The organism is Streptomyces sp. NBC_00726, assembly GCF_045161735.1.
Classification (GTDB): domain Bacteria; phylum Actinomycetota; class Actinomycetes; order Streptomycetales; family Streptomycetaceae; genus Streptomyces.
In genome coordinates this window covers 5,280,666-5,307,254 of sequence record NZ_CP108983.1, presented here as the reverse complement: position 1 = coordinate 5,307,254, position 26,589 = coordinate 5,280,666, and the positions used below count along the sequence as shown (strand labels likewise).

The 26,589-nt window shown below is 70.7% G+C and carries 28 protein-coding genes; 11 read left to right on the top strand and 17 right to left on the bottom strand.

Annotation, left to right across the window (positions count from 1 at the left end; translation table 11 throughout):
• The first annotated feature begins 205 nt into the window (after window positions 1-205).
• The 6 genes from OG338_RS23810 to OG338_RS23785 all read left to right on the top strand — a co-directional run bounded on the left by OG338_RS23810 (window position 206) and on the right by OG338_RS23785 (window position 5,324).
• The gene (locus OG338_RS23810; RefSeq protein ID WP_405939244.1) at window positions 206-697 is read left to right on the top strand and encodes a hypothetical protein; all 492 of its coding nucleotides are present in this window, start codon (window positions 206-208) and stop codon (window positions 695-697) included.
• Between the two features lie 45 nt (window positions 698-742).
• On the top strand, window positions 743-1,402 hold the full coding sequence (locus tag OG338_RS23805) for a Crp/Fnr family transcriptional regulator (protein ID WP_405939243.1): 660 nt from the start codon (window positions 743-745) through the stop codon (window positions 1,400-1,402).
• Between the two features lie 102 nt (window positions 1,403-1,504).
• A complete protein-coding gene (locus tag OG338_RS23800) occupies window positions 1,505-2,323 on the top strand; it encodes a hypothetical protein (protein ID WP_405939242.1) in 819 nt (272 codons plus the stop codon).
• A gap of 54 nt (window positions 2,324-2,377) precedes the next feature.
• Complete coding sequence (locus OG338_RS23795) at window positions 2,378-4,441, top strand: hypothetical protein (protein ID WP_405939241.1); 2,064 nt, start codon at window positions 2,378-2,380, stop codon at window positions 4,439-4,441.
• A complete protein-coding gene (locus OG338_RS23790; protein ID WP_405939240.1) occupies window positions 4,438-5,139 on the top strand; it encodes a hypothetical protein in 702 nt (233 codons plus the stop codon). The genes OG338_RS23795 and OG338_RS23790 overlap by 4 nt, the downstream gene beginning before the upstream one ends.
• A complete protein-coding gene (locus tag OG338_RS23785; RefSeq protein WP_405939239.1) occupies window positions 5,136-5,324 on the top strand; it encodes a hypothetical protein in 189 nt (62 codons plus the stop codon). The genes OG338_RS23790 and OG338_RS23785 overlap by 4 nt, the downstream gene beginning before the upstream one ends.
• A gap of 702 nt (window positions 5,325-6,026) precedes the next feature.
• On the opposite strand, the gene OG338_RS23780 is transcribed toward OG338_RS23785, so the two are convergent.
• The 4 genes from OG338_RS23780 to OG338_RS23765 all read right to left on the bottom strand — a co-directional run bounded on the left by OG338_RS23780 (window position 6,027) and on the right by OG338_RS23765 (window position 10,221).
• On the bottom strand, window positions 6,027-6,419 hold the full coding sequence (locus tag OG338_RS23780) for a type II toxin-antitoxin system death-on-curing family toxin (RefSeq protein ID WP_405939238.1): 393 nt from the start codon (window positions 6,417-6,419) through the stop codon (window positions 6,027-6,029).
• A complete protein-coding gene (locus OG338_RS23775; protein ID WP_030566796.1) occupies window positions 6,416-6,610 on the bottom strand; it encodes a ribbon-helix-helix protein, CopG family in 195 nt (64 codons plus the stop codon). Before OG338_RS23775 ends, OG338_RS23780 begins: the two co-directional genes overlap by 4 nt.
• A 101-nt stretch (window positions 6,611-6,711) precedes the next feature.
• On the bottom strand, window positions 6,712-8,067 hold the full coding sequence (locus OG338_RS23770) for a class I SAM-dependent RNA methyltransferase (protein WP_405939237.1): 1,356 nt from the start codon (window positions 8,065-8,067) through the stop codon (window positions 6,712-6,714).
• Window positions 8,068-8,172: 105 nt separating this feature from the next.
• Complete coding sequence (locus OG338_RS23765) at window positions 8,173-10,221, bottom strand: APC family permease (RefSeq protein ID WP_405939236.1); 2,049 nt, start codon at window positions 10,219-10,221, stop codon at window positions 8,173-8,175.
• 331 nt (window positions 10,222-10,552) lie between these two features.
• On the opposite strand from OG338_RS23765, the gene OG338_RS23760 reads away from it, so the two are divergent.
• The 3 genes from OG338_RS23760 (at window position 10,553) to OG338_RS23750 (ending at window position 13,230) form a co-directional block, all read left to right on the top strand.
• Window positions 10,553-11,221 (top strand): TrkA family potassium uptake protein, encoded by a 669-nt coding sequence (locus tag OG338_RS23760; protein WP_018105404.1) that lies wholly within the window; start codon window positions 10,553-10,555, stop codon window positions 11,219-11,221.
• Window positions 11,221-11,898, top strand: a complete 678-nt coding sequence (locus OG338_RS23755; RefSeq protein WP_018105403.1) for a TrkA family potassium uptake protein — start codon at window positions 11,221-11,223, stop codon at window positions 11,896-11,898. Before OG338_RS23760 ends, OG338_RS23755 begins: the two co-directional genes overlap by 1 nt.
• Window positions 11,899-12,051: 153 nt before the next feature.
• Window positions 12,052-13,230 carry an IS30 family transposase gene (locus OG338_RS23750; protein WP_405940414.1) on the top strand — a complete coding sequence of 393 codons (1,179 nt, stop codon included), beginning with the start codon at window positions 12,052-12,054 and terminating at the stop codon, window positions 13,228-13,230.
• A 67-nt stretch (window positions 13,231-13,297) separates the two neighbouring features.
• Here the strand turns inward: OG338_RS23750 and OG338_RS23745 are convergent, their stop codons facing one another.
• The 8 genes from OG338_RS23745 to OG338_RS23710 form a co-directional block, all read right to left on the bottom strand.
• Complete coding sequence (locus OG338_RS23745; protein WP_405939235.1) at window positions 13,298-14,053, bottom strand: DUF3159 domain-containing protein; 756 nt, start codon at window positions 14,051-14,053, stop codon at window positions 13,298-13,300.
• Window positions 14,054-14,056: 3 nt separating this feature from the next.
• Complete coding sequence (locus OG338_RS23740) at window positions 14,057-14,473, bottom strand: OB-fold nucleic acid binding domain-containing protein (protein WP_405939234.1); 417 nt, start codon at window positions 14,471-14,473, stop codon at window positions 14,057-14,059.
• Window positions 14,474-14,560: 87 nt separating this feature from the next.
• The gene (locus tag OG338_RS23735; RefSeq protein WP_405939233.1) at window positions 14,561-15,253 is read right to left on the bottom strand and encodes a response regulator; all 693 of its coding nucleotides are present in this window, start codon (window positions 15,251-15,253) and stop codon (window positions 14,561-14,563) included.
• Between the two features lie 98 nt (window positions 15,254-15,351).
• Window positions 15,352-17,895 (bottom strand): ATP-binding protein, encoded by a 2,544-nt coding sequence (locus tag OG338_RS23730; RefSeq protein WP_405939232.1) that lies wholly within the window; start codon window positions 17,893-17,895, stop codon window positions 15,352-15,354.
• Between the two features lie 166 nt (window positions 17,896-18,061).
• A complete protein-coding gene (locus tag OG338_RS23725; RefSeq protein ID WP_405939231.1) occupies window positions 18,062-18,796 on the bottom strand; it encodes an ABC transporter ATP-binding protein in 735 nt (244 codons plus the stop codon).
• Window positions 18,797-18,932: 136 nt separating this feature from the next.
• Entirely contained in the window at window positions 18,933-19,697 is a 765-nt protein-coding gene (locus OG338_RS23720; RefSeq protein ID WP_405939230.1) for a DUF3710 domain-containing protein, read from the bottom strand.
• 1 nt (window position 19,698) lies between these two features.
• Complete coding sequence (gene dut, locus OG338_RS23715) at window positions 19,699-20,235, bottom strand: dUTP diphosphatase (RefSeq protein WP_405939229.1); 537 nt, start codon at window positions 20,233-20,235, stop codon at window positions 19,699-19,701.
• Window positions 20,232-20,816 carry a PaaI family thioesterase gene (locus OG338_RS23710; RefSeq protein WP_405939228.1) on the bottom strand — a complete coding sequence of 195 codons (585 nt, stop codon included), beginning with the start codon at window positions 20,814-20,816 and terminating at the stop codon, window positions 20,232-20,234. Before OG338_RS23710 ends, dut begins: the two co-directional genes overlap by 4 nt.
• A 57-nt stretch (window positions 20,817-20,873) precedes the next feature.
• On the opposite strand from OG338_RS23710, the gene OG338_RS23705 reads away from it, so the two are divergent.
• The gene (locus tag OG338_RS23705; RefSeq protein ID WP_405939227.1) at window positions 20,874-21,335 is read left to right on the top strand and encodes a DUF3093 domain-containing protein; all 462 of its coding nucleotides are present in this window, start codon (window positions 20,874-20,876) and stop codon (window positions 21,333-21,335) included.
• A 205-nt stretch (window positions 21,336-21,540) separates the two neighbouring features.
• Here the strand turns inward: OG338_RS23705 and OG338_RS23700 are convergent, their stop codons facing one another.
• The 4 genes from OG338_RS23700 to OG338_RS23685 form a co-directional block, all read right to left on the bottom strand.
• Window positions 21,541-22,482, bottom strand: a complete 942-nt coding sequence (locus tag OG338_RS23700; RefSeq protein WP_405939226.1) for a hypothetical protein — start codon at window positions 22,480-22,482, stop codon at window positions 21,541-21,543.
• A gap of 13 nt (window positions 22,483-22,495) precedes the next feature.
• Window positions 22,496-22,792: a DUF4193 domain-containing protein gene (locus OG338_RS23695; RefSeq protein ID WP_392186614.1), complete on the bottom strand. Its 297-nt coding sequence runs from the start codon at window positions 22,790-22,792 to the stop codon at window positions 22,496-22,498.
• A gap of 405 nt (window positions 22,793-23,197) precedes the next feature.
• Entirely contained in the window at window positions 23,198-24,433 is a 1,236-nt protein-coding gene (locus OG338_RS23690; protein ID WP_405939225.1) for a sensor histidine kinase, read from the bottom strand.
• Window positions 24,433-25,086 (bottom strand): response regulator transcription factor, encoded by a 654-nt coding sequence (locus OG338_RS23685; protein ID WP_405939224.1) that lies wholly within the window; start codon window positions 25,084-25,086, stop codon window positions 24,433-24,435. The genes OG338_RS23690 and OG338_RS23685 overlap by 1 nt, the downstream gene beginning before the upstream one ends.
• A gap of 385 nt (window positions 25,087-25,471) precedes the next feature.
• Between OG338_RS23685 and OG338_RS23680 the strand changes: the two genes are divergently transcribed.
• Entirely contained in the window at window positions 25,472-25,648 is a 177-nt protein-coding gene (locus tag OG338_RS23680; protein ID WP_405939223.1) for a hypothetical protein, read from the top strand.
• A 90-nt stretch (window positions 25,649-25,738) separates the two neighbouring features.
• Here OG338_RS23680 and OG338_RS23675 read toward each other — a convergent pair whose 3' ends face one another.
• A complete protein-coding gene (locus OG338_RS23675; protein ID WP_405939222.1) occupies window positions 25,739-26,569 on the bottom strand; it encodes an inositol monophosphatase family protein in 831 nt (276 codons plus the stop codon).
• Window positions 26,570-26,589: the final 20 nt, after the last annotated feature.

Sequence of the window (26,589 nt, the reverse complement as noted above, 5' to 3'; positions counted from 1 at the left end):
GCGACGATCGACGGGATCGTAGAAGGGCTGACCCAACCCGTCAATAGGTCTGGACCAAACAGGTCTGGACCAAAGGCGAACCATCGCGGAGTGAGCAACCTTCCGCTCCCCCTGCCCCGCGGTGGGCATCGGACCCCGCCCGCCGGGCGCAGGCTGGCAACTGCCACGACAAGCGGGCGACGGCCACGGAGGGATGTGCAACGGCATGCACGAGCCAGGCAGTACGCCGACGGAGACGGACCGGCTGCGAGGACACGCGGAACGCGCCTTCGTCGAGGTGCAGAGGGCCGACACCAAGGCAACGGCGCTGTGCGGAATAGCCGGCGGCCTGCTGGCCGCCGGGGTCGCGGTGCTGTCGGCCACGCCCGGCATGCCCCCGGTCGCAGTCGCCTCCCTGGTCCTGATGTGCCTGTTGCTGATGGCCGCGACAGGGGCCGCGCTGCTCGCGCTGCGGCCCGCGGTCCCGAGGACGGGGCTGTACACCGAATTGATGCGCGAGGCGCTCGCACACCATCGGGCCGGCGCGAACACGGCCGCCCGCGGGGAGCTGGAACGGCATGTCGAGGGCCGCCGACTGCACGTGCTGGCCTGGCTGGCGGACAGGAAGCTGCGGACGGCCCGCCTGTCGGTCGATTTTGCCCTAGCAGCACTTCTGATGGCTGGAATGTGCCTATTGAGCAACATTCTGCTTGGTTGAGAAGATCACCTGAGTGTGTCGGGGCCGCACAGCAGGGGGGGACGCATGTACCAGCCACATGCCACGGTGATCGGCGACAAGTCATGGGCACACCTGACGGCGCTCGCACCACAGCGCGTCAGGCCCGCTCGGAGTGTGCTGCTCCGTCAGGGAGACCCGGCGACGCACGTGATCGTGCTGGAGTCCGGGTCGACGTTGATCACCCTGGCCGGCGACTGCGGGCAGAGGACGCTTCTCGCCGTACGCGGCACCGGTGAGTTACTGGGCGAGTTGGCCGTGCTGGACTCCCAGCCGCGCACCGCCACGGTCATCGCCGCCGAGACCTGCCGGGTGCGCATCATCCCGGCCGCCGCCTTCCTCACGTTCGTCGAGGAGCACGATCTGCTGGCCCCTCTCCTGCGTCATGCCATCGCCCGGGTCAGGGAATCGGAAGCCGTCCGGCTCGAACTGGCCACAGCCTCCGTCCCACTGCGCCTGGCATCGGCGCTGTCGCGGCTGGTCGAGGCCGCGTCCACGTCGGATTCGGCGCTCGCCGTGCGGCTGACCCAGACGGAGCTGTCCCAGATGATCGGTGCCTCCCGCAACGCGGTCGTCAACGCGCTCAAGCCCTGGCGCGAGCAGGACTGGGTCCGCACCACGTCCAGCGGCGGGCTCCTCGTACGGGACATCCATTCGATCCAGTCGCACGCGCGTACGCAGGAGTGACGGGCCGCACTTCAGGCGTGCCCACTACTGGGCAGCGGCGGCCGTCCCGCCCGATCAGCATGGTCACTCCCCTGACCGCCTGTGCTGAAAGGACGGTGCCCTATGAATGCGCCGCTGCCCGCAGAACCCCTGGACGTACCCGCCGACTTCGCCCTCGTGGCGATCGACATGGAGAGCTACAGCCAGATCCCCGAAGCGAGGATGACCGCCGCCCGGTGCGACGTGGACGACATCGTGGCGACCGTGCTCGCCGAGTGCCGGCTGCCCGACCCGCAGGAGCTTCCCGGCGGCTGCAAGGACAGGGGCGACGGGGCGATCCTGCTGTTCCCGCCGTCGGCCCTGGCCCGGCTCGTGGACCCGCTGCTGGGCCGGCTCAACGCGGCTCTGGTGCGCTACGAGCGACACCGGCTGGCCAGCAGTCCCGCCCTGCGGCTGCGGGCCAGTGTGCACATCGGCCCGCTGTCCCTGCCCCACCACCGCGGTGACGCCATCAACGACACCGTCCGGCTGCTCGACAGCCGGGCGACCCGCCAGGCGCTGTCCGCGGCGAAGGACAGCGGCGGCTTCCTGGCCGCCGCGCTCTCCGAGACCGTCTACCACCGCACCCTGCACGCGGGACGCACACCGGACCTGGGCCCGCACCACTTCCTCGAAGCGGTCGCCCACGTCGGCGACAAGCCCGGCTTCGTCGCACAGCCCTGCCGGATTCACGTGCCGGGCCTGACCGGACCGGCCGTACGCCCCTACGTCACGGACACCGCATCGCCGGCCGCCGCTCCCGCCTCCACTGCGCGGCCGGGCGACGCACCGGCGACACCGGCTGCCGGCAGTGGCGGCACGTTCCAGTTCCACGGTCAGGTCACCGACGCCACGATCGCCACCAGCATCGGCACCGTGCGGATCGATCGTCGCCGGCCGTGACGCGTCCGGCCATCCGCCCGACTGCCCACCCCGTACTCACACTGGAGTTCCCGCATGTCCGACGTACCGTTCGATCGGCCTGACACGACAAACGTGTACGGCAACCCCGAAGTCGTCGCCCACCACATCGAGCAAGTGATCCTGGAAACCCGGAAACGGGATCTGCTGGAGGGCGTTGAGCAGAGCCGGAAGCAATTGCTCGACCAGCCGTTCGTTCGGAACCCGCACTGGGACCAGGTCTGGGAGCAGCTGGTCGATCCCGTCACCGGCCGCCCTCACCGCCCTGTCCTCGTCATCGTCGCACCGCGTTCGTACGGCTCCACCACCCTCGCTCTGCGACTGCTGGCCGAGCACACCGCTGACGACACCACCGTGGTTCAGCTGGACGCCGACTGGGACACCCCCCGCCAGGGACGCCTGCCGCTGGAGAAGGCGCACGCGTACCAACTCGACCTCAAGCATCCGGACAACGACCAGGTGTCCGCCGACTTCCTGAACGCCCTGTCGAAACACGCCTCCCACCTGCGCGACTGCCGCTCCTATCTCGTGCTGACCGTCGCACAGGACCTGTGGAAGGACCACCGCCTCAGCGATCGTGACGGCATCCGGGTAGTTCATCTGCACGAGCCGCCCGATGCCCAACGCGTCGTCGAGGCGCATCTGGCCGCCAACGGCTACGACCGGCTCGTCACCTCACTCCACTCCTTCCCCAAAGCCACGGCCTCCTTGCGCGGACTGACGGCAGTGGCCGCCGTACGGGCCGCGCGCACCGTCGTCATGGCCTGGGAGGAGCACCTCCGCGCCAGCTCCGAGCACTCGTTCACGCAGGCCGAAGGCGAGACGGAAGCCGACACCGGCCTCGAAGGCCGTGTCACTGCCGCGCTGACCGACTGGCGCGTGGAACTCGACCGCAGGTTCGGCGAGATGAACGGTCTGCACACCCACGACAACCCCTCGCTCACCGTGGACGACCGTTGCCTCCTGCTGGCTCTGGCCGTGCGGCAGTCGGCACCCCTGCCCGTCATCGCACGCAGCGCCGCCGCACTGCTGAAGGCCGTCGAGGGCGCCCCCGACACCCCCGGCACGGCGACGGGATTCTCACCGCCGCTCAACGCGCTGGCCGGACGGGGAATGCGTCGCCGCATCCAGGATGTCGGAGGCCGGGTCGACACGCAGGACACCGTGGTCTTCGACCGGCCCGCCTATGGACGCGCGGTGCTGGAGTACGTCTGGGACAACTACGACGTCATGCGTGAGCCCTTGCTCACCTGGCTCGTCGCGACGGCTCAGAGCACTGATCCGGATGACCACGCGGTGACCGCGCTGGCCGAACTCACCGTGCGGCACGGATCGGCGGACTACCTCACGACACTGGGCAGCCTGGTCGGCAGCAGCAGTCCGAAGGTGCTCGGCGCGGTCATGGAGAGCGCCGTACGCAATGAACACGTCGGACGCCTCGTCTGGGAGGCGCTGTACGGGTGGGCGGAGAAGGAAAGTTACGCGCCCATCGTGATCGCGCTCTGCCGGCGCGTCCTGGAGGACTCCTCCGTCGCCACGTCTCTGGCCAAGCGGGCCATGGTGCGCCTGCGCCGGGTCGCGCACAAGAACACCGACGCGGCCGTGGTCGGCCAGGTCCAGGCCGCCTTCGACGCTCTGCTCCGGCATCCCGCCGTCGTCCAGCGCCTGGCCGGTGAGGTCCGGGGCTGGCAGCAGGGCAAGGTCTCCTCCGCACGCAGCGGCGCCCTGGCCTTCCTCGCGTTGATGACCCTGCGCCAGGACGGCACACCGTGGCTCGTGGGTTCCGCTCCCCCGGACATCGACGTACAGCGTGGCGTCCACGATCTGCTGTCCTCATCCGAGACCGCCGCCGAGGTCATCTCACGCCTGACGGACTGGATCCGTGCCTGCGCCGACGATCCCGGCGCCTACACACAGCTGCGTGACCAGCTGCTGCCGGCGCTGCGCGGCCAGAACATGTTCGAGGCCGGCCTGAGGTTCATGAACGGGTTGCGTGGCATCTACACCTCCGGGACCGTCAGTGTGGCCGACGACTTCTACAGCCATCTCGTCGACAGCCGCCTGCGCCCGGTCTTCCCGCTCGAAGAGGACCTCGCATGAGGTGGCCGTGGCACCGCGCGGTCCGTACGAGCAGGTCTGCCCAGCCGCGGCTGCTGCCCAGCGCCACCGAGGGGATCGCCTTCGAGGCCCGGTACACCATCACCTGGCGACCGCTGTGGCGAGTGCCTTCCAACGTGGAGGAGACAGCACGCGCCACCGTGCATGCCGCGGCGGCCGAGACAGCGGTACGCCTGCGAGCCTCGGACGTGCCCGCTGCCCAGGACGCCGTCAACGCCACCCTGGGCCGCCTGCCTCGCCGCGCCCCGAACCACTGCCTGCTGAGCGCCAAGGTGGCCCTCGGCCTGCCCGGCGCGGCACAGGAACTGCTGGCGCAGGAGGCCGCGGACGAGCAACGCGTCCGCCGCCTGCGCTTCTTGAAGAAGAACCTCTACGACCACCCGGACCTCATCGTCCTGGACCAACTCGAACACCACGCCCCCGGCGCCCTGGGCGACGAGCACATCGCCGAACTCCAGCGCCTCGCGCGCCTCATCCGCTCCTGCGACCAATGGTGGTTCCCGCTCCTGGAACAGTGGCAGCAGGTCGGCCAAGGGTTCACGGACATCGAAAAGCGGCAGCAGGCCATGGTCGTGCTCTCCGACTCCCTCAAGGCACTGAACGGCGGCAGCCTGCCCAGCAATACCGAGCCGCCGGACCTGCCCGGGCCCGACCGGTCACCTCGAAGGGCCCATCCATGACCCCCGTCCTGTGGTGGGCGCTACTGGACCCCCTGACCAGCCTCCGGGCCCTGCTCGTCCAACGACGCAGCACAACCCCCCTGCCCTACGAATCCGCCTGGCGCCAGGCCCGCCTGGAACGGTGCCCGGACGAAATGGTCTATCAGCTGCACACCCACCGCCCCACCCCCGACCCCCGCCCCTGACGGCGATCCCGACTCGCAGGTCGGGTCCGTCTCTCGGCTCCGCATCTCGGTATCTCCAGCACCTCCGGACTCAGGCTTCCGCAGTCCAAAGAGAGGACATTCCATAATGTATCCACCGCACAGCAGTGCGTTCGCCTCAAAAGAGGTCATCCGCACGGCGCAGAGCGACCTGACTCCAGACAGCACGGGGAAACTCCTGGCCATCTGGCTGGCCCTGCCCCGGTTGACCGGGACGGTCCACCGGGTCTGCACGCGCCTGCGGGCCGACCGGTCGGACGTGGAGGCCGAGATGGCCCTGGCTCTCCTGGAGAAGCTGACGGATCAGGACGGCGCGAGCCGTCTCACCGGCTCCTCCCTGCTGCACGCGGCGCGCCAGAGCGTGGCATCTCGCCCGGGAAGGGCTGCGGGAGCTTCCCTCCACCCAGGTCGAACGCATCACCGAGGAGCGCGCTCTCACTGCGTCCGGCGAGGAGGCGGACGCTCCGGCGGCGGGGAGCCTGAACGTACGGGTCGACCGCCCGGACGGCCCGGGCGCCGCGCGGACACCCGGCCGGTCCGCGAGCACGAGTTCCCCTGCTCCGTCCTCCGCATCGGACGTAGATAACGGACGATCCGGGCGTCGGCTTCCGAGGTAACCACCGTGCGGCTCCGTGGCATCGGACACGAAGCCGCACGGTTCTCCACGGTTCACGACGTCGAACGTCAGGAAACGGGGAACCAGGCCGACAGGCGCTTGGCGATAGCCGGTACATCGATGTTGTCCTGCGCGACTTCCTCGACGAACGGGCCGGCCACGGAGACGGATGGCGGGGCGGTACCGGCGCTGACGCCGTTGAACCGCAGGAAGACACGCATGGCAAGCCAGGCGGTGCGCTTATTGCCGTCGATCAGCGCGTGATTGCGAGCGACGGAGTGCAGCAGTGCCGCCGCCTTCTCGTGCAGCGCGGGATACAGCTCGGCCCCGAACACGTTCGTCCGGGGCCGTTCGACCGCTGACACCAGGAGTCCCATGTCACGCACGCTGTGCTCGGTATCGTTGACCGTGCGGGCGATGGCCAGGATCTCGTCGATATGGATGTAGCGCACTCGCGTCACTTCAGGTAGTCCAGGATCTCCGCATCGCTGTCCATCAGCTCGGCCAGGACGTCATCGACCTTCAGCTCGGCCCGGTGCTGAGCGTCACGGATGGCCTCGATGGCAAGTTCCTGCTTGCTGCGACCCTCCCGACGAGCCCGCTCGGTGAGCTTCGCGTCAAGGTCTTCGGGGAGTCGGAGTGTCATCGCCATACAGGAATGATACCGGACTGGTATCTGAGCGGCGAGACGATACCAGCCACTCAAGACCCCGGACCACATCGCCGTCGGCGAGGTGCAGTCGGCTCCCCAGCTCAGGCGCCCTTGGCGACCGGCTCCAGAATCGCCACGCACTCCACATGGTGCGTCATCGGAAACAGATCGAACGCCCGCAGCGTCCGCACCCGGTACCCGCCCTCCGCGAAGTACGAGATGTCCCGGGCCAGCGCCGCCGGGTCGCAGGCCACGTACGCGATGCGGCGGGCGCCCAGGCCCACCAGCTGCTTCACCGTGGCGCGGCCCGCGCCCGCGCGGGGCGGGTCCAGGACGATGAGGTCGCATTCGGTGATGCCCGTGCGGGGCAGGACCTGGTCGACCTTGCCGTGTTCGATGCGGACGCGGTCCAGGTCCGCCAGGTTGTGGCGGGCGTCCTCGACCGCGCGCTTGCCGGACTCGATGCCGAGGACCGCGCCCTTCTCGCCGATGCGCTGGCCGATGGCGCCGGCGAAGAGGCCGACGCCGCAGTAGAGGTCGAGGGCCGTGTCGTTCTTACGGGGCAGCAGGCCCTGCATGACCGCGCGGACCAGGGTGTTCGCGGCCTGCGGGTGGACCTGCCAGAAGCCGCCGGAGCCGACGCGGTACGTGCGGTCGTCGGCGCGCTCGCGGACGAAGCCGCGGCCGTGGACCCGGTGCACGCCGCCGTCGCGTTCGTCCACGCGGAGCACGGAGACCGGCTTGTCGAGCTCGACCAGGGGCAGCCGGCCGCCCGGGCGGGGGGTCAGGATGACCTGGCGGTCGTGGGAGCCGGTGGCGGCGATGGCCTCCACCGTGGCCATCTGCGGCCAGTCCTGCTGCTCGACGCCCAGCTCGGAGACCCCGGGCGCGGCGATCATGCAGTGGTCGATGATCTCGATGTCGTGCGAGCGGTGCTTGCGCAGGCCGACGCGGCCGTCCGCGTCGATCGCGTACTGGACCCGGGTCCGCCAGGCCGGCACCTCGCCCGCCGGGAGCTTGTCGCCCTCGGCCGGCATGACCGTGCCGTCCCAGCCCGCCTCCTCCGGGGTGAGGCCCGCGAGGCGCTGGAGCTGTTCGGCGATGACCTCGCCCTTCAGTCGGCGCTGGGCGCCCGGCTTGGCGTGCTGCCAGTCGCAGCCGCCGCACTTGCCGGGACCGGCGAACGGGCAGGGGGCCGGCACCCGGTCCTTGGACGCGTCGATGATCTCCACCGCGTCCGCGCGCAGGAAGCGCGAGTCCTCGGCGCCGTCGGTGATCCGCGCGACGACCTTCTCGCCCGGCAGGGTGTGGCGTACGAACAGCACCCGGCCCTCGTCCGTGCGGGCGATGCAGTGCCCGCCGTGCGCGACCGGGCCGACCTCGACCTCGTACTCCCGCCCGACCAGCGACTCCGGCTGTGTCTCCCCGGTCAGCGGCGACGTGGATTCGTTCTGCATGAGGGGCGGGCTCCAGGGAGGGAAGGGGACGGCCGGCGGCCGGACAACAACCTACGAGTCTACGTCGGTGTCGCCCGGCCGCCGACCACACGCGGCGGCCCCGCCTCAGCCCTTCGGCGTCGGCTCCTTGTGCTTGCGCTCCACCGGGCCCCGGCGCACCGAGCCCGGCGCGTTCCAGTCGGCACGCCTGCGGGCGCGTTTCTTCGCCGCCTCGGAGGATTCCAGCTGGTACGGGACCGAGGTGACCATCACACCGGGTGTGAAGAGCAGCCGGCCCTTGAGCCTCAGGGCGCTCTGGTTGTGCAGCAGATGCTCGTACCAGTGCCCGACGACGTACTCCGGGATGTAGACGCTCACCACATCGCGCGGGCTCTCCCGGCGCAGGCTCTTGACGTACTCGATGACCGGGCGGGTCACCTCGCGGTACGGGGAGTCGAGGATCTTCAGCGGTACGTTGATGCCACGCCGCTCCCAGTCCTCCCTGAGGGCCTTCGTCTCGGCCGGGTCCACGCTGATGGAGAGCGCCTCCAGGTGATCCGTGCGGATCAGCTTGGCGTAGGCGAGGGCGCGCAGGGTGGGGCGGTGGAGCTTGGAGACCAGGACGATCGAGTGGACCCGGGAGGGGCGGATCGATTCGTCCGGGGCGCTCTCGTCGGCGGCGATCTCCTCGGCGACCCGGTCGTAGTGCTTGCGGATCGCGGTCATCGTGCCGAAGAAGATGACCATGCCGAGGAGCGCCACCCAGGCCCCGTGGGTGAACTTCGTGGCGAGGACGACGACGAGCACCAGGCCCGTGAAGAAGGCGCCGAAGGTGTTGATCGCCCGGGAACGGATCATGTGGCGGCGCTTGGCCTGGTCCCTCTCGACGGCCAGATGGCGGTTCCAGTGCCGGACCATGCCGGTCTGGCTGAGCGTGAAGGAGACGAACACGCCGACGATGTACAGCTGGATGAGCCGGGTCGAGTCGGCCCCGTAGATCACGACCAGCAGGATCGCGGCGCCGGCCAGCAGCACGATGCCGTTGGAGAAGGCGAGCCGGTCGCCGCGGGTGTGCAGCTGGCGGGGCAGATAGCGGTCCTGGGCCAGGATCGAGCCGAGGAGCGGGAAGCCGTTGTACGCGGTGTTCGCGGCCAGGAAGAGGACGAGGGCGGTGGCGGCGGCGAGGATCACGAAGAAGAACGTGCCGTCGCCGAAGACCGCGGCCGCGACCTGCGAGATCACCGGGTCCTGGACGAAGCCCGCGCCGACCGGGCTGCCGTCGCTGATCAGGTCCTTCGCCGGGTTCTCCGCCATCTTGACGTCGGTGGCCATGGCCAGGCCGATGATGCCGCAGAACATGGTGACGGCGAGCAGGCCCATCATCGCGAGCGTGGTCGCGGCGTTCTTGCTCTTCGGCTTGCGGAACGCGGGCACGCCGTTGCTGATCGCCTCGACACCGGTGAGCGCCGCACAGCCGGAGGAGAAGGCGCGCAGCAGCAGGAAGACGAGCGCGAAGCCGGCCAGCCCCTGGTGCTCGGCCCTGATCGTGTATCCGGAGGTCGGGGCGTGCATGGTGTCGCCGAGGACGAGCCCGCGGAAGGCACCCCAGATGATCATGAGGAAGACGCCGGCCACGAAGAGGTACGTGGGGATGGCGAAGAGCTTTCCGGACTCCTTGACGCCGCGCAGATTCATCAGGGTCAGCAGAACGATGGCGACGACCGCGCACGCCGTCTTGTGCTCGACCACGAAGGGGATCGCGGAGCCCAGGTTCTCCACGCCGGAGGCGATCGACACGGCCACGGTCAGGACGTAGTCGACCAGCAGCGCGCTGGCGACGGTCAGCCCGGCCTTGGGGCCGAGGTTGGTGGTGGCGACCTCGTAGTCGCCGCCGCCGCTCGGGTACGCGCGGACGTTCTGCCGGTAGGAGGCGACGACCGTGAACATCAGGACCACGACCGCGACCGCGATCCAGGGGCTGAAGTGGTACGCCGACACACCCGCGATGGACAGCACGAGGAGGACTTCTCCGGGTGCGTACGCCACCGAGGACAGCGGGTCGGATGCGAAGACGGGAAGCGCGATGCGCTTGGGGAGGAGCGTCTCCCCCAGCTTGTCGCTGCGCAGGGCCCGTCCGATCAGGATCCGTTTGGGCACGTCGGTCAGTTTGGACACGCAGTGGATCGTAAGGGTTCGCCATGGGGCCCGCCCCCGCTGCACCGGCGTGGCCCGCCCGTGTCCTGCGCTCGGCCGGAAACGCCGTGGAATCCTTAACGCGATCCTTGCGCCGCGCCGCCGGAAAGGGCCCCGGCCACGTCGCTTTTGCCACAGCCGCGCCGCGATGCGCACACTCGGATGAGGCGACGCGACCGGCGCGGCATAAGCTCGTAACCGGGCGACGGGGCACACCGTTGCCCCGTTGTTTGCCCGGCCAGCCGAGGAAAGAGTGTGAGCAGGGTGTTTTCGCAGGTCAGCCGGATGACCAGGACTGCGAGGTAGGCGCAAGGTGCACATCGTCATCATGGGCTGCGGGCGAGTGGGAGCCGCTCTCGCGCAGACCCTGGAGCAGCAGGGGCACACGGTCGCCGTCATCGACCAGGACCCCACCGCGTTCCGGCGTCTCGGCTCCGGGTTCGGCGGCCGTCGCGTCACCGGGGTCGGTTTCGACCAGGACACGCTGCGCGAATCGGGGATCGAGGAGGCCGGCGCGTTCGCGGCGGTGAGCTCCGGCGACAACTCCAACATCATCGCGGCCCGGGTGGCGCGCGAGATGTTCGGCATCGAGAACGTCGCGGCGCGGATCTACGATCCCCGGCGCGCCGAGGTGTATCAGCGGCTGGGCATCCCGACGGTCGCGACCGTGCGCTGGACGGCGGACCAGATGCTGCGCCGGCTGCTGCCGTCGGGCGCGGAGCCGCTGTGGCGCGACCCGAGCGGCGGGGTGCAGCTCGCGGAGGTGCACACCACGCCGTCCTGGATCGGTCACAAGATCAGCACGCTCCAGGAGGAGACGGGCGTGCGCGTCGCGTTCCTGACCCGGCTGGGCGAGGCCATACTGCCGTCGTCGCAGACGGTGCTCCAGGAGGGCGACCTCGTTCACGTGATGATGCGTACGGACGAGATCGCGAAGGTCGAGGCGGCCTTCGCCGAGGGCCCCGAGGAGGGCGGTCACTGATGCGTGTCGCGATTGCCGGGGCCGGTGCGGTGGGGCGTTCCATCGCGGGCGAGCTGCTGGAGAACGGGCACGAGGTGCTGCTCGTGGACAAGGCGCCGACCGCCATCTCGGTGGAGCGGGTGCCGATGGCCGAGTGGCTGCTCGCGGACGCCTGTGAGATCACGTCGCTGGACGAGGCGGCGCTCCAGCGCTGCAACGTCGTGATCGCGGCGACGGGCGACGACAAGGTCAATCTGGTCGTCTCGCTGCTGGCGAAGACCGAGTACGGCGTGCCGAGGGTCGTCGCCCGGGTGAACAACCCGAAGAACGAGTGGCTGTTCAACGAGTCGTGGGGCGTCGATGTGGCGGTGTCCACGCCGCGTCTGATGTCGGCGCTGGTCGAGGAGGCGGTGAGCGTCGGCGATCTGGTCCGGCTGCTGCGCTTCAGCCACGGCGACGCGAATCTGGTGGAGCTGACGCTGCCGCCGGAGTCGGCGCTGGCGGGCACCCAGGTCGGGGAGGTCGCCTGGCCGGAGGACACCTCGCTGGTGACGATCATCCGGGGTCAGCGGGTGCTGACGCCGAGCCCGGAGGAGAGCCTGGAGGCCGGTGACGAGCTGCTGTTCGTGGCCGCGCAGGCACGCGAGGAGCAGCTGGAGGACCTGCTGTCGGTGCGCCGGGGCGACTCGGAGGCGTAAGGCGTACGTGAGAGGGGCCCCGTCACCCTTAAGTTCTAGTGGTCGTTGCAACACCCCAGTTCAAGGGGTGTCATGGACTTCGAAATCCGCAAGGACAGGAACCGGCAGGGGCGCAAGCCGTTGACCCGGGAACGGGCCGCATACTTCCAGCTCATGGAGCAGGGTTACAGCACCCGGGAAGCGGCCCGAATCGTCGGCATCGACCGCCGCACGGGCAAGAAGTGGCGCAACGGTCACAAGAGGGGCCGCAAGGCAGTTCCTCCGCTCTACCAGGAGCTCGGGCACGCGTCCGTGGCTGCGGAAGATCTGGAGTCGCCGTCTTGCGGCCCCTCGCGGTTCCTCCAGGAGCGCGACCGCATCCACATTGCCGACCGGCTGCGCGAGAAGGCGTCCATCCGGCAGATCGCCGCCGAGCTGGGCCGCAGCCCGTCCACCATCAGCCGCGAGATACGCCGCAACCGGCGGACCATGCCCAAGGGAGGCTGGTACTACCGGCCTCACACCGCCCAGGCCCGTGCAGACGCCCGCCGGCCTCGCCCGAAGATCGGCAAGATCGGCCACAACCCCGAACTGCGGGACTTCATCCAGGACCACCTCACGATGCGGTGGAGCCCTGAGCAGATCTGCCAGGCTCTGCGGGCACGCTTCCCCGACCGGTCGGAGATGCACGTGACCCACGAGACGATCTACCAGGCCCTCTACGTCCAGGGCCGCGGAGAACTCCGCCGGGAGCTGACCCGTTCCCTGCGCACGGGCCGGGCCCGCCGGCGTCCGCAGCGCCAGGCCCACAAGCGCACCTCCCGCCCCATCAAGGACATGGTCCTGATCAGTGAACGCCCTGCCGAAGCCGCTGACCGGGCAGTTCCCGGCCACTGGGAAGGCGACCTCATCATCGGCAAGGACGGCCGCTCCGCCATCGGCACCCTCGTCGAGCGAGCCACCCGCTACGTGATGCTCGTGCACCTGCCGATCGGGCACAGTGCTGTCGCGACCCGCAACGCGCTCGCCGCCACTGTCCAGGCCCTGCCGCCGCATCTATGGCGTTCCCTGACCTGGGACCAGGGCTCGGAGATGGCCGCCCACAAAGCCTTCACCGTGGCCACGAACATCCCCGTCTACTTCTGCGACCCGGCCAGTCCCTGGCAACGGGGATCGAACGAGAACACCAACGGCCTGCTGCGGCAGTACTTCCCCAAGGGCACCGACCTGAGCGCTCACACCCCCAACCACCTGGAGCTCGTGGCCGCCGAACTCAACAGCCGCCCACGCAAAACGCTCGGCTGGGAAACCCCAGCCGAGCGCCTCGCTAAGCTACTGGACCTAGCCAGCTGACCAGCAGTGTTGCAACGACCCCTCGAATTCGCCACCAGCCGGTGGCGGGGCCCCTCTCACGTACGCCTCAGAACTCCTGGCCGCCGGCTGCTTCGGCGGCGGCCGCCTTGCGGGCCTTCTCGGCCTCCTCCTCCGCCTCCATCTCGGCGAAGACGTCGATCGGCGGCGGCGCCTTGGCGAGGAAGACCCAGGTCAGGTAGACCGCCAGCAGGAACGGCGGGATCTTCAGCGCGACCAGCACCCAGCCGAGCTGGGTGGTGTCTGCCCACCAGTACAGCGGGAAGAGGATCGCGCACTTGGCGAGCAGGATCAGCCCCCAGGCGTAGCTGGCCTTGGTGTACGCCTTCTTGCGGCCGGGGTTACGGGTGCGCCAGGAGAGGTTCTCCTTGAACACCGGGCCCAGGATCAGGCCGATCAGCGGCAGGCCGGCGGCCGCGGTGACCAGATAGGCCAGGGCGAGGCCCAGGGTGTAGAGCATGCCCGGGAGGTAGAAGTCCTTGGCGTTGCCCGTCATCTTGGCGAAGACCACGCCGAAGGCCACACCGAAGACGCCGCTGAAGGCGTGCTTGACGGTGTCCCTGCGGATCAGCCGGACGACCACGAGCGCCAGCGACACCGCCAGGGCCGCGATGGCCGAGTAGGTGAGGTTCTTGTCGATGGTGAAGATCGTGACGAAGAGCAGCCCGGGCAGGACCGTCTCCACCATGCCCCTCACGCCGCCGAAGGCTTCGAAGAGCGCGGCCTCGGTGACCGCCCTGCTGTCGGCCTCCTGCTGGTCGGTGGTGCGGTCCGTGTCGGACGTCGGCTTGTCGAGAGACGTCACCGGCTACTCCTTGCCGAGCGGTCGGAGTTCGTATTTGGGGTTGAACAGCACCCGGCGGCCGTGGCTCATCGCGATCCGGCCGGAGGCGATGAGCTTGCGGCCCGGCTCTATGCCCTGGATGGAGCGGCGGCCGAGCCAGACCACGTCGAGCGGTGCGGTGCCGTCGAAGAGCTCCGCCTCCAGGGCGGGCACTCCGGCGCGGGGCCGCAGGGTGACCGTCCGCAAGGTACCAGTGACCTTCACGATCTGGCGGTCGGTGCATTCGGAGATCAGGGTGCACCCCGACGCCTGCGAGTCCTCCTCCAGCTCCTCGCACTCCAGGTCCTCCTGGGAGCTGGAAAGCCGGTCGAGCATGCGCCGGAAGCGCCCGGACGGCCGGTCGCCCTTGTGGAGCTTCTCGGATCGAGGGACAGCACTCATACCCGAAGGGTACCGGTCCTGCGAGGTCATGGCGGGTGGCCGCCGTCTCACCCGTACGGAGGACAGGTGCAGGCCCGTCCGTGGGTTTCAGGCGCGCTCGAAGCGGTAACCCATGCCGGGTTCGGTGACGAAGTGGCGGGGGTGCGACGGGTCCGCCTCCAGCTTGCGCCTGAGCTGGGCCATGTAGACGCGCAGATAGTTGGTCTCGGTGCCGTACGAGGGCCCCCAGACCTCCTGGAGCAGCCGGCGCTGGCTGACGAGCCGGCCGCCGTTGCGGACCAGGACCTCCAGCAGGTGCCACTCGGTGGGCGTGAGCCGTACGTCGCGGCCGTCGCGGTGCACCTTCTTCGCGGCGAGGTCGACGGTGAAGCCCGCGGTCTCCACGACGACGGCCTGGTCGCCGCCGTCCTGGCCGACCGGCTCGGCCCGGCGCACCGCGGCCCGCAGCCGGGCCAGCAGCTCGTCCATGCCGAAGGGCTTGGTCACATAGTCGTCGGCCCCCGCGTCCAGCGCCTCGACCTTCTCGTCGGAGGTGTGGCGGGCCGAGAGGACCAGGATCGGGACCCGGGTCCGGCCGCGCAGGCTGCGGATCACGTCGACGCCGTCCATGTCGGGCAGCCCGAGGTCGAGGACGACGACATCGGGGTGGCGGGTGGCGGCGAGCTGGAGGGCGGTGGCCCCGTCGGGGGCGGCGTCCACCTCGTACGCGCGCGCCTTCAGGTTGATCACGAGAGCGCGTACGATCTGCGGCTCGTCGTCGACCACGAGCACCCGGGTCATCGGGGTCCTGCCTTTCTGCGGGGTGTGTGTCTGTACGGGGAGGTCCGGGCGGTCCGGGCGGTCCGGGCGGTCCGAGAGATTCGGGCGGTCCGGGCGGTTCACGACGTGACCCGCGCGGGAAGGCCCGGGGCGGCCGGGGCGTGGCCGGGGGCCGCCTTGAGGGTCAGGACCATGGTGAGGCCGCCGCCGGGGGTGTCCTCGGCGTCCAGCGTGCCGCCCATGGACTCGGCGAAGCCCCGGGCCACCGCGAGCCCGAGGCCGACCCCGGCACCGCGCGGCGCGTCCCCGTACCGCTGGAAGGGCTCGAAGATGCGCTCCTTGCCCTCGTCGGGGACGCCCCGGCCGCGGTCGGCGACCCGGAGTTCGACGCGGGCGCCGAGCGCGCTGGCCGCCACGGTGACGCGGTCGCCCTCGGGGCTGTACTTCACGGCGTTCTCCACGATGTTGGCGACGGCCCGCTCCAGGAGGCCGGGGTCGACGGCGACCATGGGCAGCGTCTCGGGTATGTCCAGGTCGACGCTGTCCTCGGGGACGCCGCCCAGCGCCATGGGCACCACCTCGTCCAGGTCGATCTCGCGGATGAGCGGGGTGACCGTGCCGGTCTGGAGGCGGGACATGTCCAGGAGGTTGCCGACGAGGTGGTCGAGGCGGTCGGCGCCGGCCTCGATGCCTGCCAGGAGCTCCGCCTCGTCGTCGTCGGACCAGGCGACATCGTCCGAGCGCAACGAGGAGACGGCGGCCTTGATCGCGGCGAGCGGGGTGCGCAGGTCGTGGCTGACGGCCGCCAGGAGCGCGGTCCTGATGCGGTTGCCCTCGGCGAGTCTGCGGGCCTCCTCGGCCTCGTCCACCAGGCGCTGGCGGTCCAGGACGACGGCGGCCTGGGCGGCGAAGGCGCCGAGCACCCGGCGGTCCTCGGCGGGCAGCACCCGGCCGGTGAGGGCCAGGGCCATATGGTCCCCGACGGGCATGTCCACGTCGGCGTCCTCGGGCCGGGCGGCCGGGGCCGGGCCGACGCTGCCGGCGCTGGTCCAGGGGTCGACGTCGCTGCGCCGTTCCAGCAGGGCGACGGAGCCCATGCCGAAGGTCTCCCGGACCCGGTCCAGGAGGGCGGCGAGCGTGGTCTCGCCGCGCAGCACGCTGCCGGCCAGGAACGACAGGATCTCGGACTCCGCGCGCAGCCGGGCGGCCTGGTGGGTGCGGCGGGCCGCGAGGTCCACCACGGAGGCCACCGCGACGGCGACCGCGAAGAAGATCACGATGGCGACGAAGTTCTCCGGGTCCTGGACGGTGAGCGTGTGGGTGGGCGGCGTGAACCAGTAGTTCAGGAGCAGGGAGCCCGCGGCGGCCGCGGCGAGGGCGGGCAGCAGTCCGCCGATCAGGGCGGCGGCGACGGTCATGAAGAGGAAGAGCAGGACGTCGTTGGCGAGCCCGGGGCCGGATTCCAGGGCCTTGAGGAGCACGGCGAGGAGGACCGGGCCGCCGACGCCGACCGCCCAGCCCCAGATGATGCGGGCCCGGCCGAGGCGGGCGCCCCGGGCGATGGGCAGCCCGCGGCCCTTGGCGACCTCGTCGTGGGTGACGATGTGGACGTCGAGGTCGGTGCCGGACTCGCGGGCGACGGTGGCGCCGACGCCGGGTCCGTAGATGTACTGCCAGGTCTTGCGGCGGCTGGAGCCCAGGACGATCTGGGTGGCGTTGACGCCCCGGGCGAACTCCAGGAGCGCCGAGGGTATGTCGTCGCCGATGACATGGTGGAAGGTGCCGCCCAGGTCCTCCACCAGGGTGCGCTGGACGGCCAGCTCCTTGGGCGAGGCGGAGGTCAGCCCGTCGCTGCGGGCGATGTAGACGGCCAGGATCTCGCTGCCGGAGCCCTTGGCCGCCATCCGGGCGGCGCGGCGGATGAGGGTGCGGCCCTCGGGGCCTCCGGTGAGGCCGACGACGATGCGTTCGCGGGCCTGCCAGGTGGTGCGGATGTTGTGCTCGCCCCGGTACTGCTGGAGGTATTCGTCCACCCGGTCGGCGACCCAGAGGAGGGCCAGCTCGCGCAGGGCGGTGAGATTGCCGGGGCGGAAGTAGTTGGAGAGGGAGGCGTCGATCCGGTCGGGCTTGTAGATGTTGCCGTGGGCCATGCGGCGGCGCAGGGCCTGGGGCGACATGTCGACCAGTTCGAGCTGGTCGGCCCGGCGGACGACCTCGTCGGGCACGGTCTCGCGCTGGCGTACGCCGGTTATGGACTCGACCACGTCGCCAAGGGATTCCAGGTGCTGGATGTTGACGGTCGAGACGACGTCGATGCCGGCCTGGAGCAGTTCCTCGACGTCCTGCCAGCGCTTGGCGTTACGGGAGCCCGGCACGTTGGTGTGGGCCAGCTCGTCCACCAGGGCGACGGCCGGGGCGCGCTCCAGGACGGCGTCGACGTCCATCTCGGTGGAGACGGCCGAGCGGTGCTCGATCTCGTGGCGCGGGACCGTTTCGAGGCCGTGCAGCAGGGTCTCGGTGCGCGGGCGGTCGTGGTGCTCCACGAAGCCGATGACGCAGTCGGTGCCGCGTTCGACACGCCGGTGCGCCTCGGCGAGCATCGCGTACGTCTTGCCGACGCCGGGTGCCGCACCGAGGTAGATCCGAAGTTTGCCGCGCGCCATGGCCCCATCGTCTTCCGGAACAGGCGGCTGCCGCCGTGGCAGCCGTGGTTCGAAAGTACCTGGTGAATTTCCGGCATATCGGATGGGGATGGGGGAACGGCGGGATTTGACGCAACCCTGATACCGGTATTCGACGTGACCCCGATACCGCTGCCCCGGCCGCTGGTCAGTGCTCGACGATGTGGCCGTCGCCGAGTTCGAGGACCCGGTCGGCGAGGCCGAGGAGCTGGGCGTCGTGGGTGGCGACGAGCGCGGTGACGCCCTCGCTGTGCACCACGGCGCGCAGCAGCTCCATCACCGCGAGGCCGGTCTCGGCGTCGAGCTGCCCGGTCGGCTCGTCGGCGATCAGCAGGGCGGGCCGGTTGGCGAGGGCGCGGGCGATGGCCACGCGCTGCTGCTGGCCGCCGGAGAGCTCGCCGGGGCGCTGCGCGGCGTGGTCGGCGAGGCCGACGAGGGAGAGCAGCAGCGACACCCGCTCCTCGCGCTCCTTGGGGTCGGCCTTGCGCAGCCGCAGGGGCACGCCCACGTTCTCGGCGGCGGTGAGGATCGGGATCAGGCCGAACGACTGGAAGATGAAGCCGATCCGGTCCCGGCGCAGCTCCAGGAGCCCGTTCTCGCCGAGCGAGGAGAGGTCGGTGCCGTCGACGGTGATCCGGCCGCCGTCCGGGGTGTCGAGGCCGCCGACCAGGTTGAGCAGGGTCGTCTTGCCGGAGCCGGAGCGCCCCTTGAGGGCGACGAGCTCGCCGCGCGGCACCTCGAAGGAGACGCCGCGCAGCGCGTGCACCGCCCCCGCGCCGGAGCCGTAGGAGCGGTGCAGGTCCTCGACGCGGACCATGGGGGCGTCTACGACGGCCGTGCCGGGGCCCCCGCCGGTGCCGGCGTCGGCGGTGTTCTCGGTCATGGCGTTCCCCCGTGGGTCCTCGGTCCTGTCGGCCGCCAGTATGTGCAGGTGGCACGGGACCGGGCAATGGGCAGAGGCCGGTGGGCCGCACCCCGGGAAGGGGTGCGGCCCACCGGCCGGTGTCCGCGGGTGCGGGTCAGCGCACCTCGGTGATCTCGGGTCCGCGCTGGAGGCCCGCCATGCCGCCGGAGAACTTCGAGCCCTCCTGCTCCTCCTGCTGCACGCCCTCGGGAACCATCTGGGCGTCGTTGGGGAGCTTGAGGACGATCGGGTCGCGCGGGGCCATCGGGCCCTCGCCGCGGACGACCACGGTGTCCCGGAAGACCGACTCCAGGAGCCCGGCGGCCTCCGGCTGCACGGCGCCCTGGCCGGAGATCACACCGCGCAGGAACCAGCGCGGGCCGTCGACGCCGACGAAGCGCACCAGCTGCACGCCGTTCGCCCCGTCGGGAAGCTGTACGGGGACCTGAGCGCGCAGCTCCCAGCCCAGCGGGCCCTCGACCTCGTCGATGATGCCGCCCTGCTGGGTGATGCCCGAGGCGATCTCCTCGCGGACCTCGCCCCAGATGCCCTCCTTCTTGGGGGCGGCGAAAGCCTGGAGCTGGATCGCGCTGTCGCGCATCACGACGGTGGCGGCGACGATCGCGTCACCGGCGACCTCCACGCGCAGCTCCATGCCCTCGACGCCGGGCACGAAGATGCCGCCCAGGTCGACCCGGCCGTCGCCGGGCTGGGACACCTCGCTGATGTCCCACGGACCGTCCGGGCGCGGTGCCGGCGGAAGGTTCGTCCGGCGGGACTCGCCCTCGGCGTCCTCCTGCTCGTCGACGACCTGCTCGGCCTCGCGCGCCTCGTCCGCCGTGTCATCGGCGGCACCACTGTTCTTGCGACGTCCGAACACGTCACTGTCCTTCCCGGTCGGATTCGACCGAAGCGTAGCTGTTCCCGCCCTGGGGAACCCCGCCCCGGACGCCATCAACATCAACGGCGGCATGGCCGCCGGTGGACCCGAAGCCCCCTTCGGCCCGCGCCGAGCCGGGAAGCTCCGACACCTCGTGGAAGCGCACCTTCTCGACCTGCTGCACGACCAGTTGGGCAATCCGGTCGAACCGCTCGAACCGCACGGACTCACGCGGGTCGAGATTGATGACGATCACTTTGATCTCTCCACGGTACCCGGCATCGACCGTCCCCGGGGCATTCACCAGGGCGACTCCGCAGCGGGCGGCGAGACCGGATCGAGGGTGCACGAACGCGGCGTACCCGTCGGGCAGGGCGATCGAAACCCCGGTGGGCAGTACGGCCCGCTCCCCCGGTGCCAGCTCGGCGGCCTCGGTCGTCACGAGGTCCGCGCCGGCGTCGCCGGGGTGCCCATAGGCCGGAAGCGGAACGTCCGGGTCGACCCGGCGGATCAGTACGTCGACGGGGTGGCGCGTCACGGGTTCACCTCGAAGGCGCGGGCGCGCCTGACCTGGTCGGGGTCGGCCATGGCCGCCTGGATCTCGGCCGGCCGGCCGTTCTCGATGAAGTGGTCGACCTTGACCTCGATGAAGAGGGCGTCGGCGCGCACCGCGACCGGGCCGTCCGGGCCGCCGATCCGGCCGGTGGCCCGGGAGTAGATCTTCCGGCCGCGCACGGCGGTGACCTCGGCGTCGAGGAACAGTACGGTGTCGACGGGGACGGGCCGCACGAAGTCGGTCTCCAGCCGTCCGGTGACCGCGATGACCCGCAGCAGCCAGTTCAGCGAGCCGAGCGTCTCGTCCAGCGCGGTGGCCAGCACGCCGCCGTGCGCCAGGCCCGGGGCGCCCTGGTGGGCGGCCTTCACGGTGAACTCGGCGGTCACCCTGACCCCCTCACCCGCCCGCGCCTGGAGGTGCAGCCCGTGGGGCTGGCCGGAGCCGCAGCCGAAGCAGTGCTCGTAGTGCGCGCCGAGGAGCTCGCCGGGTGCCGGGGCCTCGGGGTGCCGGACCGGTTTCACCGCGTCGGCCGGGGGCGTCAGAGCCGCAGATGTTCCACTCACAGGCGCAGACCTTACCCGCGCGGGTACCCGGCGGTCGCGCCGTGCCAAGCTGGAGCCATGCAGCCTTCGACCCCGCCCTACGACGAACGCCTCACCGCACCCCGTTCGTGGTGGCTGATCGCCGTCCTGATCGGCATCGCGTGCGCGCTGATGCTGCTGCCGCTGGGCACTCTGCCGCTGCTCGCCGGCCTGGCCGGCGGCACGGTCCTGTCGGCCGTCGCGGTCAGCTCGTACGGCTCCGCCCGCATCCGGGTGGTGGCGGGGGCGCTGGTCGCCGGGGACGCCCGGATTCCGGTCTCGGCGCTCGGGGCGGCCGAGGTGCTGGACGCCGAGGAGGCGCGCGCCTGGCGGACGCACAAGGCTGACGTCCGGGCCTTCATGCTGCTGCGCAGCTACATCCCGACGGCGGTCCGGGTGGAGGTCACGGACCCGGCGGACCCGACCCCGTACGTCTATCTCTCGACGCGCGACCCGCAGGCGCTGGTGGCGGCGCTGACCTCGGCGGTCCGGGCCGCCTAGGGCCTGTCTGACAATTCGCGTCGTCCGCCCGGAGGGCGGGCCGGGCGGCGTCAGGCGGGTGCTCTCGGCGTGCCGGCCCCAGACCCCTGTACTGGATGTACTGGGGTCTGGGGCCGGTGCGGCGAGAGTGCGTGCATGGCGCCGCCCGGCAGACGGGAATTGTCAGACAGGCCCTAGGGGCTCGCGGGTCTCAAGGGCCCGGGGCTCAGCTTTCGGGTCTCAGCGGGGGCTGTTCTGGGAGGCGGTCCCAGGGGATCCGCTTCTCGCGCAGGTCCTTCCGGACCCGTTCCGCGAGCTTCCTGGTGTCGCGCCGGTTCATGGACGCGCCGACCGCGGCGCCGACCATGAACGGGATCAGGCTCGGCAGATTGCGCACGGTGCGCTTCATGATCTGGCGGCGCAGCTCGCGCTTCATCCGGCCGCTCAGCGCCGCGTCGACCGTGGCGGGGCGGGTGATCTCGATGCCGCGTTCCTCGGTCCAGGCGGTGAGGTAGGCGGTGGAGCGCCGGCCGATGCCGCCCGGGGGACGGCGTCCGTAGACCTCGTGCAGTTCGGCGACGAGCTTCATCTCTATGGCGGCGACGCCGGTGACCTCGGTGGCCAGCTCGGCGAGCATCGCGGGCGGCACGGGCATCATGGCCGCCGCGCCGATTCCGGCGCCGACGGTGGCGGTCGCGCGGCTCGCGCCCACGACGAGCCGGTCCGCGATCTCCTCCGGCCCGAGGCCGGGAAAGTGCTTGCGCAGGGTGGCGAGGTCGCGCACAGGGACGCGGGGAGCGATGTGGATGATCAGGTCCGCGATTTGACCGATCGCTTCCTTGGCGCTCTCCCCGCCCTTGCGTACGCCCCGTTTCACTGAACTCAGACGGCCTGCCCCGGTCGCGGGCTCCGTCCTGCCGACCTGTCCGGCCCCATCGGCCGTGTCGACTCCGGCAGCCTCACGGGCTGCGCGTACCGCTACTTCGGCTGCTTCGAGCGAGGCCGCCTGTAGGCCCCGCTCGTCGTCCTGTCCGTCCGGCGAAGGTGGCAGGGCGGACCGCTCGGCAGACGCCTCTGCGCCTTCTGCCGGGCCTGTACCGCCCTGGTGCGCCTCCGGTGGCCTTCTGCCCCAGGGGCGCCGCTTGCGGAACGGTGTGTCCCCTGCCACGGCCGACCGGACCTCAGTCGCAGTCGCGGCAGATCGGCTGGCCGTTCCTCTCGCGGGCCAGCTGGCTGCGGTGGTGCACGAGGAAGCAGCTCATGCAGGTGAACTCGTCGGCCTGCTTGGGCAGGACCCGTACGGCCAGCTCCTCGTTGGACAGGTCTGCGCCGGGCAGCTCAAGGCCCTCGGCCGCGTCGAACTCGTCGACGTCGACGGCGGACGCCGTCTTGTCGCTCCGGCGCGCCTTCAGCTCTTCAAGGCTGTCCTGATCGACGTCGTCGTCGGTCTTGCGTGGGGTGTCGTAATCCGTTGCCATGTCGCTCTCCCCCTCTGGGTGTCTGCGGTGTCTCAGCGCTCGTAACGCGTGAGAGGCCGGACTTGTGCCCGACCTGAGGCGGAGATTTTGCCTCACATCAAGGTCTGTTACTCAATCGACACCCAAAAGGACCGCTCGGGAGTGATCGGCTTGGGTGGCGATGGGGACCGTACACGGTCCCGGCAGCGCCCTTCGCAGGCGCCACCCCGTGTACTTCCCGTCATGCCCAACCCCGGAAACCCGGTGATTCGCCGGGTTTCCGGTGAGTTCCCTGGTCACGGAGCGTGGACAGGGAGATATTCGCTCCTGTGATCGATCACACACGGCCCCTTCGGGATCAGGTCCCGAAAATTCCGCTCAAAGCGAACAAAAAATAATCAGTGCGCAAAGCCCTCTCCCGGAGGGTCAGACCGGCAGTGAGACACGCATCACAAGACCACCGCCTTCGCGGGGCTCGGCGATGATACGGCCGCCGTGGGCGCGAGCGACGGACCGCGCGATCGACAGCCCGAGCCCGACCCCCTTGTCGCTGCCCGTGCGCTCCGTACGCAGCCGTCTGAAGGGCTCGAAGAGGTTGTCGATCTCGTACGCCGGGACCACGGGGCCCGTGTTCGAGACGACGAGCACCGCCTGGCCGGGCAGCAGCTCCGTGCTCACCTCGACCCAGCCGCCCTCCGGGACGTTGTAGCGGACGGCGTTCTGTACGAGGTTCAGCGCGATGCGCTCCAGCAGGACGCCGTTGCCCTGGACGACGGCCTCGGCCAGCTCGTCGCGCATCTCCACGCCCCGCTCCTCGGCCTCGCCGCGCGCCTGGTCGATGGCGCGCGAGGCGACCTCGGCCAGGTCGACGGGTTTGCGCTCGACGATCTGGTTGTCGCTGCGGGCCAGCAGCAGCAGGCCCTCCACCAGCTGCTCGCTGCGCTCGTTGGTGGCCAGCAGCGTCTTGCCCAGCTGCTGGAGCTCCGGCGGGGCCTCCGGGTCGGAGAGGTGGACCTCCAGCAGCGTGCGGTTGATGGCGAGCGGCGTGCGCAGCTCGTGCGAGGCGTTGCCGACGAACCGCTGCTGCGCGGTGAAGGCCCGCTCCAGCCGGTCCAGCATGTCGTCGAAGGTGTCGGACAGCTCCTTGAGCTCATCGTCGGGCCCGTCCAGCTCGATGCGCCGGGACAGGTCGGTGCCGGCCACGGTCCGGGCGATGCGGGTGATCCGGCCCAGCGGCGAGAGCACCCGGCCCGCCATGCCGTAACCGAAGGCGAAGGCGATGATGCTGAGCCCCACCAGGGCCAGCAGCGACCGGTTGAGCAGCGTGTCCAGGGCCTGCTGGCGCTGGTGGTTCACGCAGGAGTTCATCGCGGCGTTGACCGCGCTCGGCGAGTTGCCGTGCTCCAGGAGGTTGCAGACCTTGCTGGACATGATGCCGTCGACGATCTTGAACGGCAGCTCACTGCCCACGTGCAGAGCCTGCGCCGCCAGCATGTAGATGATCGACAGCAGCAGGATGCCCGCGATCAGGAACATGCCGCCGTACAGCAGCGTGAGCCGTATCCGGATGGTCGGACGCAGCCAGGGGTAGGAGGGCTCCTGCTGCTTGGGCTCCCAGGTGGGCTTGGGGGGCGCGGGCGGCGGGGCGGCGGGCACGGGCATCAGATCCGGTAGCCGGAGCCGGGCACCGTGACGATCACCGGCGGCTCGCCGAGCTTGCGGCGCAGGGTCATGACGGTCACCCGGACGACGTTGGTGAACGGGTCGGTGTTCTCGTCCCATGCCTTCTCCAGCAGCTGCTCCGCCGAGACGACGGCGCCCTCGCTGCGCATCAGGACCTCCAGGACGGCGAACTCCTTGGGTGCGAGCTGGATCTCCTGGCCGCCCCGGAACACCTCCCGGCGGTTGGGGTCCAGCTTGATGCCGGCCCGCTCCAGGACGGGCGGCAGGGCGACGGTGGTACGGCGGCCGAGGGCCCGTACCCGGGCGGTCAGCTCGCTGAACGCGAAGGGCTTGGGCAGATAGTCGTCGGCGCCCAGCTCCAGGCCCTCCACCCGGTCGCTGACATCCCCGGACGCGGTGAGCATGAGCACCCGGGTCGGCATCCCCAGCTCGACGATCCGGCGGCAGACGTCGTCGCCGTGGACCAGCGGGAGGTCGCGGTCGAGCACCACGACGTCGTAGTCGTTGACCTCGATGCGCTCCACGGCCGCGGCCCCGTCGTACACGACATCGACGGCCATGGCCTCCCGGCGCAATCCGGTGGCCACCGCATCGGCGAGCAGCTGCTCGTCCTCCACGACGAGTACGCGCACGGCGCTTCCTTCCCTAGAACTTCGCAAGCGGTCTGCATCACGGGGCTCCGGGCGTCCGGGACGGCCCGGCCGCCCGCGCCGCGGGCACGGCCCCGGCACACTTGTGCGGCTCCATCCTGCCCGTAACCCGCATAAACCGGCGGTAAGACGTCCCGCCCCGACCTGCGGCTTCGGGGAAGCAACGGGATTTCCGGGCCAGTTGAGGTTTCTCTGAGCTTCGGGCGGGGGAGTACGCATTCACACCCGCGATCACGTCTTCCCATGTGGCGTTGCCACAGGCCCTCCGTCCCCCGGAGAGTGCGTGATCACCCGCCCTACCGCCTCGGCGGAGGGAAACCCGGGCACACCCCCGTGCCACCGACCCACGACGCTGAGGGGGCGCTCCATGGACGCTTTCACCGCAGGTCTGCTGCACCGCATCAAGACGACCGAGGACGACCTCACGAAGGCCCGCGAGACGGGCGACGACTTCCTCGCGGACGTCGAGCAGGGCGAGCTGGACGACCTCCGTCGTCTCGCCGCCGAGCACGGTGTGCGGATCAGCACGCCGACGAACGCCTGACCCGTCGCTTCGGGCGGAAAGGCCCCGCAGCCGCTGTACGGCGGCCGCGGGGCCTTTCCGCTGCCCCGGTACGGGCACGGCGGCCCCGGGTCAGTCGTGCCAGGCGCCCAGCTCGTCCAGGAGGGCCTGGAGCGGTTCGAAGACCCCGGGGGTCGCGGCGACGGTCAGCTCGCCGTCGGCCGGCCTGCCCGGGCGCCCGCCGGTGAGGGCACCGGCCTCCCGGGCGATGATGTCGCCCGCGGACAGGTCCCAGGGGTGCAGCCCGCGCTCGAAGTAGCCGTCGAGCCGGCCGGCGGCCACGTCGCAGAGGTCGAGCGCGGCGGAGCCGCCGCGCCGGATGTCCCGGACCTGCGGGATGAGGTCGCGCGCCACCTCGGCCTGGTGGGCCCGGACCTCGGCGACGTAGTTGAAGCCGGTGGCCACCAGTGCCTCGGCGAGCGGGGCGTCGGCCCGGCACCGCAGCGGGACGTCCTTGCGGCCGTGGACGCCGCCCGTGACGAAGGCCCCGCGGCCGCGGTGCGCGAAGTACGTCTCGCCGCGCATCGGGACCTCCACCACACCGGCGACCCGCTCGCCGTACATCTCGATGCCGATGGAGACGGCCCAGGACGGGAGTCCGTAGAGATAGTTCACCGTGCCGTCGAGCGGGTCGATCACCCAGCGCACACCGCTGACGCCCTCGGCTGTCGTGCCGCCCTCCTCGCCGAGGTAGCCGTCGAGGGGGCGGAAGTCGATCAGGAAGTCGGTGATCAGCTTCTCGGCGGCGATGTCCATCTCGGTGACGACGTCGACCGGGCTGGACTTGGTCGCGGCCACACCCAGTCCGGATGGACGCCCGTCGCGCAGCAGGCGGCCGGCGAGCTGCGCGGCCTCCCGGCCGAGTTCGAGCAGGGTCTCCACTGAGTGTTCGACTCGGGTCACGGCGTTCCTAAGGGGTTGAG

Excerpts from the sequence above, each read along its gene's own strand:
- OG338_RS23690 (WP_405939225.1), bottom strand. The coding sequence starts at position 24,433 with ATGCCCGTGCCCGCCGCCCCGCCGCCCGCGCCCCCCAAGCCCACCTGG.
- OG338_RS23775 (WP_030566796.1), bottom strand. The coding sequence starts at position 6,610 with ATGGCGATGACACTCCGACTCCCCGAAGACCTTGACGCGAAGCTCACC.
- OG338_RS23785 (WP_405939239.1), top strand. The coding sequence starts at position 5,136 with ATGACCCCCGTCCTGTGGTGGGCGCTACTGGACCCCCTGACCAGCCTC.
- OG338_RS23790 (WP_405939240.1), top strand. The coding sequence starts at position 4,438 with ATGAGGTGGCCGTGGCACCGCGCGGTCCGTACGAGCAGGTCTGCCCAG.
- OG338_RS23695 (WP_392186614.1), bottom strand. The coding sequence starts at position 22,792 with ATGGCAACGGATTACGACACCCCACGCAAGACCGACGACGACGTCGAT.
- OG338_RS23705 (WP_405939227.1), top strand. The coding sequence starts at position 20,874 with ATGCAGCCTTCGACCCCGCCCTACGACGAACGCCTCACCGCACCCCGT.
- OG338_RS23735 (WP_405939233.1), bottom strand. The coding sequence starts at position 15,253 with ATGACCCGGGTGCTCGTGGTCGACGACGAGCCGCAGATCGTACGCGCT.
- OG338_RS23805 (WP_405939243.1), top strand. The coding sequence starts at position 743 with ATGTACCAGCCACATGCCACGGTGATCGGCGACAAGTCATGGGCACAC.
- OG338_RS23755 (WP_018105403.1), top strand. The coding sequence starts at position 11,221 with ATGCGTGTCGCGATTGCCGGGGCCGGTGCGGTGGGGCGTTCCATCGCG.
- OG338_RS23730 (WP_405939232.1), bottom strand. The coding sequence starts at position 17,895 with ATGGCGCGCGGCAAACTTCGGATCTACCTCGGTGCGGCACCCGGCGTC.
- OG338_RS23740 (WP_405939234.1), bottom strand. The coding sequence starts at position 14,473 with ATGAGTGCTGTCCCTCGATCCGAGAAGCTCCACAAGGGCGACCGGCCG.
- OG338_RS23795 (WP_405939241.1), top strand. The coding sequence starts at position 2,378 with ATGTCCGACGTACCGTTCGATCGGCCTGACACGACAAACGTGTACGGC.
- OG338_RS23680 (WP_405939223.1), top strand. The coding sequence starts at position 25,472 with ATGGACGCTTTCACCGCAGGTCTGCTGCACCGCATCAAGACGACCGAG.
- OG338_RS23800 (WP_405939242.1), top strand. The coding sequence starts at position 1,505 with ATGAATGCGCCGCTGCCCGCAGAACCCCTGGACGTACCCGCCGACTTC.
- OG338_RS23725 (WP_405939231.1), bottom strand. The coding sequence starts at position 18,796 with ATGACCGAGAACACCGCCGACGCCGGCACCGGCGGGGGCCCCGGCACG.
- OG338_RS23770 (WP_405939237.1), bottom strand. The coding sequence starts at position 8,067 with ATGCAGAACGAATCCACGTCGCCGCTGACCGGGGAGACACAGCCGGAG.
- OG338_RS23810 (WP_405939244.1), top strand. The coding sequence starts at position 206 with ATGCACGAGCCAGGCAGTACGCCGACGGAGACGGACCGGCTGCGAGGA.
- OG338_RS23750 (WP_405940414.1), top strand. The coding sequence starts at position 12,052 with ATGGAGCAGGGTTACAGCACCCGGGAAGCGGCCCGAATCGTCGGCATC.